This is a genomic window from Vreelandella arctica, from assembly GCF_037070215.1.
GTDB lineage: Bacteria > Pseudomonadota > Gammaproteobacteria > Pseudomonadales > Halomonadaceae > Vreelandella > Vreelandella arctica.
Map to the genome: position 1 here is coordinate 209,880 of NZ_JBANSN010000003.1, position 14,978 is coordinate 224,857.

Here is a 14,978-nt window from a genome sequence, read left to right on the forward strand (position 1 = left end):
CAGACGTGATTTTCTACTTAACCCTGAAGGCGTTTACACCCATGTCCCTAACTACTGCACCATTGGCTTTTCGACAGCTTGCGGACACCTTGGCCCAAGTCAGTGACAATGGGGGGTTCCTACACTTGGCGAAATCCCTGGCGGACATCCTTGGCGTTCATCACGTCGCTGTCGAACACGTCGATTGTCAACGGGGGACTGCGACTACGCTGGCGATGTGGTCACAGGGTAGGTTCATCGAAAATGTGACATATCCTCTGGCAGGTACGCCCTGCCAATATGTAATGGATTATGCGAAAGGCCAATTTTCCTCTCAGCTCCGCGAACAGTTTCCAGCAGATGAAAGACTTGCAGCGCTCTCCGTGGAGGAGTACTGGGGAGCCACCATCACCGCCCCTGATGGGGGGGGGTTAGGTGTCATTGCGCTGATGCACTCCTCTCCCTTGGTACTACCACAATATGCCAATGACGTATTACGCATTACTTCCGCGCTGGCCGGAGTTGAACTGGCACGTCAGTTAGCGGAAAGCCATACCCAAGAGCGGCTACTGTATAAGAAGCGGGCATTGCAGCGTATTGGTCGGCACAATGAAACTCTGGTTCATACCATTAATGAACAGCAACGCTTTCAGCAAGCTGTTGTTAGCGTTGCAACAGCGGTCTCAGCAACAAGTGGCGATGCATTTCTGCATCAACTGACCGCCCATATGGCGGAGGCGCTGTCTGCCGACGTGGGTTTTATCGCGTTATTAGATGAGCACGATTCTGATATCGCGCATACCTTAACGCTGTATGTAAATGGTCAGCTTCAGGATAATTTCGCCTATTATTTGCCTGGGGTTCCCTGCCATAAGGTGATGGTTGAGCAGGAGTGTATCGTTCATGAAGGAGCCGCCATCATGTTGCCTAAAGAGAGCAACGGGGCACTGAGCTGGGTGAACGGCTATGTAGGGCGTCGGCTTGATAACAGTCATGGTCAGCCGATGGGCCTTATTGGCGTCATGTTTAAAAAGCCGCTAGACGATGTGGATATCGTGCGTAATGTGTTGCAGATATTTGCGGCGCGGGCAGCGTCAGAGCTTGAGCGTCAGCGAGACGAAGTACGAATACGCCAATTAGCCTTTTGTGATCCTGGCACTCAATTGCCTAATCGGGCCGCTTTTATGCGCCACTTAGAGCGAGTCTTCGCCGATACGCAGATCCCTGAACTGGCGCTATTGCTGCTGGACCTGAATCATTTTAAAGAGATCAACGATACCGCAGGGCACGATTTGGGCGATTTAGTCCTTAAGGCCGTTGCTAGCAACTTTGCTGCGTCGCTAACGAAGGATGAGTTTTTGGCCCGATTAGGGGGCGATGAGTTTGTCGTCGTTTGCCCTGGAGTAGGAGCGATTGGTGCGTTAGCTGCCGCTCAGCGGCTGTGCGATAGCATTGCATACCCGATGCTGGTTGAGGAGCACTCCTTTGAACTCTCAATGGGCATCGGTATTTCGCTTTATCCCCAGCATGCGGCAACGCCCTTGGAGCTTTTGAAGCATGCTGACATCGCCATGTATCAGGCTAAACGGCAAAAACTTTCCACCTGTGTATTTGAACCCTGGATGGGGCGCGTCGTCGCTGAGCAGTTGAATATCGCCAAGCGCTTAGCGTCCGCTATTGCAGAAAAACAGTTAAGCTTGCACTTTCAGCCCCAGGTGGATTTAAACAGTGGCCAGTTGATTGGTGCCGAAGCGCTGTGCCGGTGGCACGATGAAGAGCTTGGCGACGTATCGCCGGGTAAATTCATTCCCATTGCTGAAGAGCGTGGGATGATTGTAGCGCTTGGTTATTGGGTGATTGAAGAAGCTTGCCGACAGCTGGCTGAGTGGCGGGCGCAGGGCTATTCCATGCCGGGGCAGCTAGCGATCAATATTGCCGCCCAGCAGTTCGAGGAAGAAAACTTGGTCGCCAACCTGCTCGATAGCTGTGCTAGTTTCAGCATCGAGCCCTCGCAACTTAGCTTGGAAATTACCGAAAGCGGCATCATGGAAAATCCTGAAAAAGCGATCGCCATGACCGAAGTATTAAAGGGAAAGGGGTTGGGGCTATCTATCGATGATTTTGGCACCGGCTACTCATCGCTTGCCTACCTGAAGCGCTTTGCCGCCGATAAAATAAAAATCGATATCTCCTTCGTCCGCGATATGCTCACTAGTGACAATGACCGTGTCATCGTGGCGACGATTATTGCCATGGCAAACACGCTAGGGCTTGAAACCATTGCCGAAGGTATTGAAAGCCAAGATCAAATCGCCGCCTTGCTTTCACTTGGCTGCAGCCAAGGGCAAGGTTACTACTTTGACCGGCCACTGGCCGCTGAGCAGTTTGTGCAGCGCTGGCTCTGCTAATCTAACAGGAAGAGATTGGTTAAGTATTTGCGAAGGGTTTTCGCAAAACTACGGCTTGTAACCGACCACCCGCTTAATGTAGCGCCTCTCCACGCGGTTCAACATATTGAGTAAGTTCTAATTTTTTGCCTCAGTCCTTTCAAAAAGCTCGGTCAGTCAGGGTGCCAAGTAGTCTAGACTCATGCTATACCTAAAATGTAATCTAATCTTTACATGCGTGCATGGTGTGTATTTTGGCGATAGCGAGCAATAGCAGAAGGACGCAATTAGCTGATCGAATGGTCTCTAACGTATGTCGATTCGGCAAATAAGCGTATTTGAATTCAGTCAAAGGATTGTACAGGAGGATTACGCTAAATGAGTGGATCGACCCCGCTAAGCAAATTTTCACGCCGCAAAGGTTTTTTTTCGCTAGCCGCTCTAGGCGGGCTGCTGGTTGGAAGCTTCCCTCTTGAGGCTTTTGCGTTTGGTTTTGATGATGTCGCTAGAAAAGCAGAAGAGCTAGCCCAGCAGGGCTATCGTGCTCCAGAAACGTCGTTGCCCAATGAGCTGCGCGAGCTCAGCTTTGCGGAATATGCGCAAATACAGTACAAGCGAGATCGTGACGTGTGGAGCGGTAGAGGCGCACCTTTCACCCTGAGCTTTATCCATGAAGGGATGCATTACGACAGCGCCATCCAATTAAACAGCATTGATCAGGAAGGCGAGGTTCATGGCTTTGCGTACAACCCTGATGACTTCACTTACGGTGACTTAGGCATCTCCGACGAAGTGAAGAACAGCGATGGCGTTGGTATTGCAGGTGTCAGGATCAACCATGCGCTCAATGAAGGTGGTCGCAATGAGGAGATGATGGTCTTTCTGGGGGCAAGCTATTTCCGCGCTATTGGCGGAGGGCAGGTTTATGGGCTTTCAGGGCGCGGTTTGGCCGTTGATACAGGGCTACCTTCGGGCGAGGAGTTTCCTCACTTTACTGAAATGTGGATCATCGAACCTAGCCCAGAAAGCCAGTACTTGACGATTTTTGCCCTGCTTGATTCGCCTAGCGTTACTGGCGCCTACCGCTTCGTGCTGCGTCCTGGAGAAGACACCTTAGTCGACGTGCAATCGCGGCTATATTTGCGCCGGGCGGTCGAGAAATTGGGGATAGCACCGCTCACTAGCATGTACCTTTATGGTCCGGAGCAGCCCTCTTCGACACAACACTATATCCCGGCAATTCATGATTCTAATGGCCTATTAATCAATGATGCGCAGAATGGTTGGACATGGCGCCCGCTAGCCAATCCAGCCAGATTGATGATGAATCGTCAGGCAACTCCTCAGTTACGCGGTTATGGCCTGATGCAACGGGGTCACAATTTTAGCGATTATCAGGATATTGCTGCACGCTATGACCTGCGCCCAAGCGCTTGGGTTGAGCCACAAAATGAATGGGGGGCCGGTAGTGTTGAACTGATCCAGATTCCGACGGACAACGAGACCAACGACAACATCGTTTCGATGTGGCTGGCTGATGAAGCGCATGACCCTGAAACCCCGCTGGCGTTCGATTACCGTATTACGTTCACAACCGATGAAAGCCGTCACCTTGACCCTCAGCTTGCGTGGGTTGAAGAAACACGTCGCTCACGGGGAGAGGTGGTCCGCGATAACCTGGTGCGCGAGCCCGACGGTACGCTCGCTTTCGTCCTCGATTTTATCGGGCCCTCGCTTTCCGGTATCGGCAGCGATGCCAATATGACCGTTGAAGCAAGCGTTGGCGATAATGGCGAACTAGCCAATAGTCGCGTTGTTCATAACCCAGCGACCAACGGCTGGCGTGTATTTGTCAACGTGAAGCGCAGTAATGGCAGCCAGCCTTTGGATATCAGGGCCAAGCTAATGCTCGATGGCAAGCAAATGTCCGAAACGTGGTACTACAGGCTGCCCGCTAATGGCTGAAACAATATCTCCCTCCCAGGCAGCGCCAACGGATCTGTATTTAGAGCGATTGGCGTTGGAAACCCAGGATCGTAAGGAGCGCTACACGCTATTAGTCGGTGACCTTGATCAACACGATATGGCTTCGCTACATGCTGCGTTGGGTGGAGATAGCGAGGGCGAAGGTGATTGGCAGAATAAAAATAGTGATGATCCAGCGGCCTTATCAGTGGGCCGACGCTTGGCGCTTGCCTATGCAGAGCCGCCGCTAGCGCCACCAGACGTGCTAACGACGGATGCTTCCAACATTACGCGACTGCGAACGGCGCCACCGATGAAACGAACGCCATTGGCGCCCCAGAAGTGGTCGACCAATCCTTTCGTCAATATTGGGCGACGTTTCAAGCGCTGGGCTAACGGTGATTTTCGAAAGCGCAGAAGAGAGTCACCCTCCGCGTCCTGGAAGTGGGTCGCCAGAAGGCGTCGTTGGATTTTGCTGGTGTTGATTTTCGGTCAAAGTATCATCGCTGCCAATCAGATGCGTACCGTACTCCCCGGCCAGGGCCTGCAGTGGCTTGAGGTTACTATTCTGTCGCTGTTTGTGCTGCTGTTCGCCTGGGTGTCCGCGGGATTTTGGACCGCTTTGATGGGATTTTTTCAGCTATTACGAAGCCATGATCGCTACGCCATTGACAGCGAAGTGGGCGACGAGCCGATTGATGATGAAGCGCGCACAGCACTGCTGGTGCCGATCTGTAATGAGGATGTTGCCAGAGTGTTCGCCGGCGTGCGCGCCACCCTGGAGTCCCTGCGCAGTACAGGCAATGACCGGCATTTCGATATCTTCATCCTGAGCGATACGTCTGATCCCGATATTGCTATTCAAGAAACCTACGCTTGGCTGGGGTTGTGTCGTGACCTGAATGCTTTCGGCCAAGTTTACTATCGCCGTCGACAGCGCCGTGTCAAACGCAAGAGCGGTAATCTGGACGATTTTTGCCGCCGGTGGGGAGCGCTATATCGTTACATGGTGGTGCTGGATGCCGATAGTGTCATGAGCGGCAAATGCCTGACCCGGTTGGTGCAAATGATGGAGGTGCACTCGAGGGTTGGCATTATCCAAACAGCGCCACGCGCTTCGGGGCGCCTCAACCTGTACGCTCGCATGCAGCAGTTTGCGACGCGGGTTTACGGGCCGCTATTTACCGCTGGGCTCCATTTTTGGCAACTGGGCGAGTCGCACTACTGGGGCCATAACGCGATCATTCGTCTGGCCCCGTTCATGCAGCACTGCATACTGGCACCGCTGCCCGGTAAGGGCTCCATGTCCGGTGAGATATTATCCCATGACTTTGTCGAAGCAGCGCTGATGCGGCGCGCGGGTTGGGGGGTATGGATTGCTTACAAGCTGGAAGGCAGCTATGAAGAAATGCCGCCTAACCTGCTTGATGAGCTCAATCGCGACAGGCGCTGGTGCCACGGGAATTTGATGAATTTCCGGCTGTTTTTCTCGCAAGGTATTCATCCCGTTCACCGTGCCGTCTTCCTGACCGGTTTAATGTCTTATCTGTCAGCGCCGCTATGGTGCCTTTTCTTGGTCCTTTCTACCGCACTTTTAGCCGTGCATAGTTTTAGCACGCCCGACTACTTTCCTGAGCCGGGAATGTTATTTCCTGTTTGGCCGCAGTGGAATCCCACTTTGGCGGTGGGGTTATTCGGTGTGACCGCGTTACTGCTGTTTTTACCTAAGCTGCTCAGCGTACTGCTGGTGTGGATAAAGGGCAGTCGTCAATATGGTGGGCCGATCAAGGTGCTGGCGAGCATGGTTCTCGAGTCGCTATTTTCGATGCTATTAGCGCCGGTAAGAATGCTGTTTCACACTCGTTTTGTACTGACGTCAGTGATGGGGTGGGCGGTTCAGTGGCGCTCACCGTCCCGGGAAAATAGCGACACGACGTGGGGTGATGCCATTCGTGCTCATTGGACACAGACTCTCATAGGGGCTGTGTGGGCAGTGGGTGTTTACGTGATGGAGCCCACTTTTCTTTGGTGGCTCTCACCCATTGTCGTTGCTTTGATGCTATCCATCCCGGTGTCGGCATTATCGAGCCGTGTTTCATTAGGGCAGCTCAGCTTTCAAAAGCGGCTGTTCCGGATTCCTGAAGAAACGCAGCCACCAAGGGTGCTGCGACGCATGGTGAGCTTGCTTGCCCAGATGAACACCGGGATGTCGGCTCCCTCTTTTGTCCGAGTGGTGGTAGAGCCCGTGCCTAATGCGTTAGCGACAGCTTTAGGCACATCACGGCACACCGATGTCGAGCCCATACGCCAGCGCCGAGCCGAGCGGGTTTCTCGCGCCGTATTGATGGGGCCAGCGGGGATGAGTCGATTGGAGCGGCTGGATTTTCTAGATGATCCAGTGATGATGTCTCAATTGCACTATCACCTATGGGTCGATAGTAAGGCGCATCACAGTTGGTTTGAACTGGGTCTGCCAGGGCGTGAATCCACACATCTACCGACCTTTAGCTAAGCTTACTTTTGCATTAAGCGTGTGTGACGGACACTCACCAAACTGCTGCTTATAGTCGTGGGCGAATTGGCCCAGATGCCAGAAGCCCCAGTAAGTGGCTATTTCCGTTACTGACTGCTCGGGCGATGCGGCTCGCAGCGCCCGACGGACACGATTGAGCCGCGTTAAACGTAAATACTGCAGCGGGCTAATGCCCAAAATGGCCGTAAAGCTGTACTGCAGCGTGCGCCGGCTAACATGGGTCAGCTGGCAAAGCTCATCCATGGTCACCGGGCCATCCATGTGCTCGTCCACATAGCGCTTTACCCGGTCAACCACTTCTTTACGATGCGCGTAGCTGGGCGGCAGCTCTGCACTAGGCTGTTCGGCTTGCAGGAGTTCCAGTAGCGCCATCAGCAGAATGTCTTGATGGATATGGCTAGCAATAGCCAGCGTTTGGCTAGTCAGCAGGCGCTCGATAAGAAACGCGACGGCATTGAGCGTTTCGCTTGCTGCTTGTCGACGGGGCATGACGTCCCAGCCTTTATCCAAGCTCATCCCCTGGCGCTTAGCGGCCTCTGCTAACGCTGGTAATTGAATCACCAGCCCATAGATATCGAATTCTTCCGGCGTCACCAATTCAAAATCCCGCCCACCGGGGCGGCACATTACGTCGCCCTCGCTAAGCGCTTGGCCATTGATCCGCGTGCCATTTCGCGTTGTGGGAATGCCGATCCATAGCGAGTTTGGCCATACCCGACACTGCTGGCGTAGCGCTTGCCCAGTGTGCTCCTTAAACACCTGCATCGTTTCTAATGCCACTTCATCCAGGCGACCATAGAAGCTGCCAGGGCTGAGCTGGTCGTACTCCTGCTGCCAGCGCGTCAGGTTTTGCGCGTGCTCATCGGCATCGAACGCTTCCTGAACGCATCTTTTTGGTGCAAATGCGCTTTCGAGCGTGGTCATAGGGCTCTCCTCGAGCGTTATATGGGCTCAATAGTGCTGGGTTAACGCCTTAACTTGCTGTATTTAATTGAATTTATTAAATATTTAAGGGTTTGCCAAAACTCGATACTCCCTCTCTAGTGATAGCGCTATGGTGGAAACAAGCAAGTTTTATACCTCAACGCGCAGTCAGCGCGATAAAAAGCAGTCGTTAAAAAGGAAAGCTCCATGGCGCAGACCTATCACACCACGGTGGGGAGTCGCAGCTACCGCTTCGCAAGCCTAGCCGAGCTGATGGCCAAAGCCACACCGCCTCGTTCTGGCGACCGATTGGCTGGCGTAATGGCGGAGAGTGCCGAAGAGCGGGTGGTCGCTCAAATGGTACTCGCCGAACTCCCGCTGACCACCTTTTTGAATGAGGCCCTGATTCCTTACGAAGAGGATGAGATCACCCGGCTGATTATGGATGATCATGACGCCGACGCCTTCGCTCCCATTCGTCATCTCACCGTGGGCGATTTTCGTAACTGGCTACTCTCCGATCACGCGACTAGCGATGTATTAACGGAAGTGAAAGCGGGGATTACCCCGGAAATGGCCGCTGCCGTCAGCAAGCTGATGCGCAATCAGGACTTAATTCTGGTGGCCAAAAAGTGCCGGGTCACCACCGCCTTTCGCAACACGATTGGACTGCCGGGGCGGCTCTCTACACGACTGCAGCCCAACCATCCCACTGATGATGTGACCGGTATTGCCGCCAGTATCCTGGATGGTCTGCTCTATGGCAGTGGCGATGCGGTCATTGGCATCAATCCCGCGACTGATAACGTCGCCCAGAGCGTCAAGCTGATGCGCTTGATGGACGAAGTGATTCAGAAGTATCAAATCCCCACCCAGTCCTGCGTGTTGACCCACGTAACGAACACCTTGGAGGCGATCGAGCAAGGCGCCCCGGTCGATTTGGTCTTCCAATCGATTGGCGGCACCGAGGCCACTAACCGCAGCTTTGGCTTTAACTTGAGCACTCTCGCCGAAGCCGAAGCAGCCGCGCAGACGCTCAATCGCGGCACGGTGGGGCGCAATGTGATGTATTTCGAAACCGGCCAGGGCAGCTCGCTCTCCGCCGATGCTCACCACGGGCTCGACCAGCAAACCTGTGAAGCCCGCGCCTATGCGGTGGCGCGCAAGTTCAACCCCTTGCTGGTGAACACCGTGGTGGGTTTTATCGGCCCGGAGTATCTCTTTGACGGCAAAGAGATCACCCGTGCAGGGCTTGAGGATCACTTCTGCGGCAAGTTGTTGGGCGTGCCCATGGGCTGCGATGTCTGCTACACCAATCACGCCGAAGCCGATCAAAACGATATGGATAACCTGCTCACGCTGCTCGGCGTGGCGGGCTGCAACTTCATTATGGGGATTCCTGGCTCCGACGACATCATGCTCAATTACCAGACCACCTCTTTTCACGACGCGCTCTATGCACGTCGGGTGCTGGGGCTAAAAGCCGCGCCGGAATTTGAGCGCTGGCTCGAAGAGATGCAGATTTTCCAGGATGTCAGCACCCACCGGCTCAATGACCAGCTTCCGGCCGCCTTTGCCAATAGCCTGCGCCATCTGCCCAAGGAGACGCGCCATGGCACATGATCCGTCATCTCCCATCGTGGTGGAGAACTCCTGGGAGAGGTTGAATGCCTTTACCGACGCGCGTATTGGCCTGGGGCGCGCTGGGGTTAGCCTGCCGACCAGCAAGCTGCTGGCGTTTCAGTTGGCTCACGCCCAAGCACAGGATGCGGTGCACTGTCCGCTGGATGTGGAAACGCTCTCCACTGAGCTGACCCAAGCCCTCAATTTGTCTGAACCACCGCTTCGCCTGCACAGCCATGCTCAGGATCGTGCCATGTACCTGCAGCGGCCCGACTATGGCCGACGACTTAACGACGAGAGCCGTGAGCACCTGCAGCAAGCCGCCGCGTCCCAGCAGCGCTATGACCTTGCGATTGTCGTGATCGATGGGCTTTCCGCGCTGGCCGTGCAGCAAAACAGCGCGCCGTTTCTTAGCACGCTTTATCAGATGTTGAGCAGCGACACCGCTGATTGGCAGCTAGCGCCGTTAACGATTGTTGAGCAGGGGCGGGTGGCCATTGGCGATGAGATTGGTGGGCTGCTCAACGCGGACGCAGTGCTGGTGATGATCGGTGAACGGCCGGGGCTGAGCTCACCGGATAGCCTGGGATTGTATATGACCTGGGCGCCGGAACCGGGGCTCAAGGATGATCGGCGAAACTGCATTTCCAACGTGCGCCCGGCGGGTTTGCAAATAGAGGAGGCCGCCCGGCGTTTCTTTCTGCTGTTAAAAGAGGCCCGTCAGCTCAAGTTGTCTGGCGTTAAGTTGAAAGACCGCAGCGAAGACGATGTGTTGGAAGGTGAATCAGCATCAGGCTCGACACGTAACTTCCTGGTGGCGGATTAACGTCACCCAAAAGCGATATCCCATAACAACGATCACATAACAAAACGGAACAACGTTGGTAAACAACAGCACGCCGCTGACGACGATTTCGTTCCACACTGAAAGGGCAAAACGATGACACAACCATCGATTGATCAGGCGTATCTGGCAAAACGCCAACTGCGCAAAGGCACCGCTGGCTGGATACTGCTGGCGGGGCTTGGGGTTTCTTACGTCATTTCCGGTGACTTCGCCGGGTGGAACTTTGGTATCGCCGAAGCGGGCTGGGGTGGCTTTGCGATAGCGGCCTGTTTGATGGCGCTGATGTATCTGGCCCTGGTGCTGTCCCTCGCGGAAATGTCCGCGGCGATTCCTGCAGCGGGCGGTGGCTATAGCTTTGCCCGCCAGGCAATGGGGCCTGCCGGTGGTTATTTAACGGGGCTTGCAGTATTGATCGAGTACGCCTTGGCCCCAGCGGCGATTGTGATCTTTATCGGTGCCGCGGTAGAGGCGTTAATCGGCATTAACGGCCCGCTGGTTTACCTGATTTTCTACGCCGTGTTTATTGGTATCCACTTGGCAGGCGTGGGGGAAGCGCTCAAGGTCATGATGGTGATTAGCGGCCTGGCGGTATTCGCTATTCTGGCAACTGCTGTCGCGCTAATTGGCAGCTTCGACGCTGCCAACCTGTTTGATATTGCCCCCACCGATGCGGCGGGCGCCAGCACCTTTATGCCGTTTGGCTGGTACGGCGTTTGGGCGGCGCTACCCTTTGGTATGTGGTTGTTCCTGGCGGTGGAAGGCGTACCGCTAGCGGCAGAAGAAGCCAAAGACCCCGCCCGGGATATGCCCAAAGGCATTATCGCGGCGATGCTGTTTCTGCTCTTCACTGCGTTGTTAGTCGTGGTGCTACTGGCCGGTGCGGCGGGTGCCGAAATGATTGGCCAAAGCGGCGTACCGTTGGTGGATGCACTGAACGCGGCGGGCAACCCGACCCTGGCCACGTTGGTGAACGTGCTGGGCCTAGCGGGGCTTATCGCCTCCTTCTTCTCGATTATCTACGGCTACAGCCGGTTGGTCTTTGCGCTTTCTCGGGCGGGGTACCTCCCCAAGGCACTGTCGCTGACCAGTGGCCGTAAAGTGCCCTATCTGGCCCTAATCGTGCCCGGCGTGTTTGGTTTTCTGGTGTCGTTGAGCGGCGAAGGCGACCTGATGTTGGGAATGGCTGTAGTCGGTGCGACGATCTCTTATGCGCTCATGGCACTCAGCCATATTCTACTGCGGGTAAAGCAACCCGACCTGCCGCGCCCGTATAAAACCCCTGGCGGTGTCGTTACCTCAGGGATTGCACTGGTGCTTTCCCTGGTTGCGCTTACCGGGGTATACGCCTTCGACCCACGCGCCTTTAACTACACCATCGTGCTGTTCATTGTTGGCGCAGCCTACTTCTTCCTCTACAGCAAGAATCACCTCGTAGCGAAAACCGCTGAGGAGGAGTTTGCACTGGTAGTCGCGTCACCTGAGGAGCTGGATGATAGTGATTCAGACCCAGCGGTCTCGACAGCGAAGCTGTAATTTACAAGCCTAATCGCCTAGGCTGACCAAGCCTCTTTGCCTTGTGGCAAAGAGGCTTTTTTGGCTGATGAGAAGGAGTCGTCATGGCGTTAACATTTGATAGTCCTAATGAAGAACAGCGCTGGTACGCAGTGAATGATGGTGTTATGGGCGGTGTTTCCGAGAGTACGTTTCGCGTTACTGACAACGAAGGTCGCTTTCAGGGTGAGGTGTCGCTGGAAAACGGCGGTGGTTTTGCCTCCGTTCGCCGCGAGCCCAACGGGTTCGAGCCAACGCTAGCGGATGCCCAGGGCATAGCGTTGACCGTGCGGGGCGACGGACGTACCTATCAACTGCGCCTGAAAAGTACCTCTCTTGGCAATGCCTCAGCGTACCGAGTGAAATTTACGCCTTCTCAAGATGCCTGGGAAACACTGCACTTCTCATGGGATGCTTTTGAAGCGGTGAGGCGGGGAACGCTATTGAGTGACGCCCCGGCAGTAACCCCTAGCGAGATTCACCAGGTCGGCTTTTTAATCGCTGACCGCACCGCGGGGCCTTTTTGCCTTCAGATCAACCGTATCGAGCCCCTGCGCTAACTTGGCGTTGACTACCCACCAAGGTCGTCTCGCATGTAGCTTCCAGTTACGCGAAGCTGGTAAAAATGATCAGGAGCACGGCCCTTGAAACACGCACCTGCGTACCGCTTAGCGACAACGATTTTGCATGGCTTCGATGAGTATCGTGCGCGCTTTAAAGAGATCACTGCCGATGCCAGTCGTCGTTTCCGCGACGCAGCCTGGCGTGACGCTCAGCAAGCCTCGGCGGAGCGAATTAATCTCTATCAGGAAAAGATCGACGTTACGCTTGGGCGCCTGAAGCGCACTTTCGATCCTGAAGTGGTGTCCCACTGCGAGTGCTGGCGCGAGGCGCGCAACCACTACGCCGAACTGATCAGCCACCGGCTCGATTACGAACTAGCCGAGACCTTTTTTAACTCGCTATTCTGTGCGATTTTCCATCACCGCCATATCCGTAACGATTGGATGTTTGTGTATAGCTCCCGTGAGGATGCCGCCCACCGCTCGGGAATTGACCTATGCCGTCGCAAACAGGTTAACGGCGACTGGCAGGCCGCGCTCAAATGGGCGCTTATGGACGCTCCCTTCGGCAATCGCTTTGCGGACATAGACCAGGATACCCATCTCGGCGCCACCTTCTTACAGCAGCACTTACCCTCGGCGATGCTGGACGCCGATGATACTGAAATCGAGCTGTTGAATAGCGTCTTTTATCGCAATAAAGGGGCTTATCTGGTGGGACGGATTGTCGGCGGTGGTGAGCAAGTACCACTGGTGCTGCCGGTACTCCACGGGGAGGGTTTTGGTGAACAGACAGGCGGCGATTCCGGACTGCACCTGGATACGGTATTGATCGAAACTGACGAGGTGTCGATTATCTTCTCCTTCACCCGCGCCTACTTTCAGGTCGAAGTGGCGGTGCCCAGGGAGTTTGTCGATTACCTTCAGCAGTTGATGCCGCACAAACCGGAAGGCGAGCTTTACGCTGCCATCGGCTTCTTCAAACATGGTAAAACCGAGCTTTTCCGGGCGCTGAATCGTCAGGTCGCCAAGCGCGAAGATCAGTTTATTATCGCCCCTGGCGTGCGTGGCATGGTGATGGCGGTGTTTGTGCTGCCCAGTTTTCGCACCGTGTTTAAGATCATTAAAGATAAATTCGACCCGGCTAAAGACGTGACCCACGCCGTGGTGCGCGAAAAGTACCGGCTAGTAAAACGCCATGACCGAGTAGGACGCATGGCCGATACTCAAGAGTTCTCCAATTTTATTGTCCGCCAGGATCATTTTGCGCCGGAGTGCCTGGAGCACTTACTGGAAGTGGCGCCCTCTACCGTTGTGTTGAAAGACGATAAGGTCATTATCAAACACTGCTACACCGAGCGCATGATGACGCCGCTGAATATCTATCTGGAGCAGTGCAGCGAACAAGAGAAGGAAATGGTGCTTAAGGATTACGGCAATGCCATCAAGCAGATGGCTGCGGCGAATATCTTTCCCGGCGATATGCTGCTGAAAAACTTTGGCGTGACGCGCCATGGAAGGGTGATCTTCTACGACTACGATGAGGTCTGCTATCTCACTGAATGCCGTTTCAGACAACTTCCGAAATCCTATGGCAATGACTTCCAGGGGGGCGATACGTTATCCATCGGCCCTAACGATATTTTCCCGGAGGAGTTTGGCCCTTTCATGTTTGCCAACCCTCAATTGCGCCGCCTGTTTATGGAGCAGCATCCAGAGTTATTCGACCCGGATTACTGGTTGGAGCTGCAGCAGGCGATCATCGATGGCCGGGTCATCGACGTATATCCCTATCGAAATAAGCAGCGTTTCGTGGGTACGATAGGCCAACTGGTATATTAGGCTTCTATTTTAGGCCCATGAAACACAAGCGACGAGGTAAGCATGGCAGCAAGCCCGCATTTGGTGGTGTTTACCGGCTCTGGGATTAGTGCCGAGAGTGGCATCAAGACCTTCCGTGCCAGCGACGGACTATGGGAGAACCATCCGGTTGAAGATGTCGCCACCCCTCAGGCGTGGCGGCGCAATCCGCAGCAAGTGCTGGATTTTTATAACCAGCGTCGTGAACAGATACGTCGTGCCAAGCCCAACGCGGCCCATAAGGCGCTGGCTGCCCTGGAGCAAGAGGGGTTTAACGTCAGCATTATTACCCAGAATATTGATGACCTTCATGAACGTGCAGGCTCTCGCCATGTACTACATCTACACGGCGAGATTTTAAAAGCACGTTCATCAATCGATGAGCGCATGCGCTACCCGCTGCCGAAAGGGGGCATCCAGCTGGGCAATGTGTGCGACAAGGGCAGCCAACTGCGGCCCGACGTGGTCTGGTTTGGCGAATCGGTGCCGCTGTTTGCGGAGGCCTGCGACCTTGTTAGCCAGGCTGACTTTCTGCTGGTCGTTGGCACGTCGCTGGCCGTCATGCCCGCCGCTTCGCTGCTTTCGTACATTGACTACGACACGCCCTGCGCCCTGGTCGACCCGGAGGCGGATATGCTCAGCCCGCCGGGCGTGCTGGCAATCAATACCACGGCTGGAGAAGGCGTTCCAGCGTTGGTAAACCGCTGGAAGCAGCAGGGTAATCTTGCATTGTCATAGCCCTCGCT

10 protein-coding genes are annotated in these 14,978 nt (G+C 54.8%); 9 read left to right on the forward strand and 1 reads right to left on the reverse strand.

Annotation, left to right across the window (positions count from 1 at the left end; translation table 11 throughout):
• Nucleotides 1–41 precede the first annotated feature (41 nt).
• The 3 genes from V8L70_RS04050 to mdoH all read left to right on the forward strand — a co-directional run bounded on the left by V8L70_RS04050 (nt 42) and on the right by mdoH (nt 6,843).
• The gene (locus tag V8L70_RS04050; RefSeq protein WP_336268929.1) at nt 42–2,387 is read left to right on the forward strand and encodes a putative bifunctional diguanylate cyclase/phosphodiesterase; all 2,346 of its coding nucleotides are present in this window, start codon (nt 42–44) and stop codon (nt 2,385–2,387) included.
• A gap of 357 nt (nt 2,388–2,744) precedes the next feature.
• Nucleotides 2,745–4,331: a glucan biosynthesis protein G gene (locus V8L70_RS04055; protein ID WP_336268930.1), complete on the forward strand. Its 1,587-nt coding sequence runs from the start codon at nt 2,745–2,747 to the stop codon at nt 4,329–4,331.
• Nucleotides 4,324–6,843, forward strand: a complete 2,520-nt coding sequence (gene mdoH, locus V8L70_RS04060) for a glucans biosynthesis glucosyltransferase MdoH (protein ID WP_336268931.1) — start codon at nt 4,324–4,326, stop codon at nt 6,841–6,843. Before V8L70_RS04055 ends, mdoH begins: the two co-directional genes overlap by 8 nt.
• Here mdoH and V8L70_RS04065 read toward each other — a convergent pair.
• Complete coding sequence (locus V8L70_RS04065; protein WP_336268932.1) at nt 6,826–7,788, reverse strand: helix-turn-helix domain-containing protein; 963 nt, start codon at nt 7,786–7,788, stop codon at nt 6,826–6,828. The genes mdoH and V8L70_RS04065 overlap by 18 nt on opposite strands.
• Nucleotides 7,789–7,995: 207 nt before the next feature.
• On the opposite strand from V8L70_RS04065, the gene V8L70_RS04070 reads away from it, so the two are divergent.
• The 6 genes from V8L70_RS04070 (at nt 7,996) to V8L70_RS04095 (ending at nt 14,970) form a co-directional block, all read left to right on the forward strand.
• Nucleotides 7,996–9,411 (forward strand): ethanolamine ammonia-lyase subunit EutB, encoded by a 1,416-nt coding sequence (locus V8L70_RS04070; protein WP_336268933.1) that lies wholly within the window; start codon nt 7,996–7,998, stop codon nt 9,409–9,411.
• Nucleotides 9,401–10,237 (forward strand): ethanolamine ammonia-lyase subunit EutC, encoded by an 837-nt coding sequence (gene eutC, locus V8L70_RS04075; protein ID WP_336268934.1) that lies wholly within the window; start codon nt 9,401–9,403, stop codon nt 10,235–10,237. Before V8L70_RS04070 ends, eutC begins: the two co-directional genes overlap by 11 nt.
• 114 nt (nt 10,238–10,351) lie before the next feature.
• Nucleotides 10,352–11,791, forward strand: coding sequence for an ethanolamine permease (eat, locus tag V8L70_RS04080; protein ID WP_336268935.1), 1,440 nt, complete (start codon nt 10,352–10,354; stop codon nt 11,789–11,791).
• An 83-nt stretch (nt 11,792–11,874) separates the two neighbouring features.
• Nucleotides 11,875–12,369, forward strand: coding sequence for a CIA30 family protein (locus V8L70_RS04085; protein ID WP_336268936.1), 495 nt, complete (start codon nt 11,875–11,877; stop codon nt 12,367–12,369).
• Nucleotides 12,370–12,453: 84 nt separating this feature from the next.
• Nucleotides 12,454–14,214, forward strand: coding sequence for a bifunctional isocitrate dehydrogenase kinase/phosphatase (gene aceK / locus V8L70_RS04090; RefSeq protein ID WP_336268937.1), 1,761 nt, complete (start codon nt 12,454–12,456; stop codon nt 14,212–14,214).
• 42 nt (nt 14,215–14,256) lie between these two features.
• Entirely contained in the window at nt 14,257–14,970 is a 714-nt protein-coding gene (locus V8L70_RS04095) for an SIR2 family NAD-dependent protein deacylase (RefSeq protein ID WP_336268938.1), read from the forward strand.
• Nucleotides 14,971–14,978 lie beyond the last annotated feature (8 nt).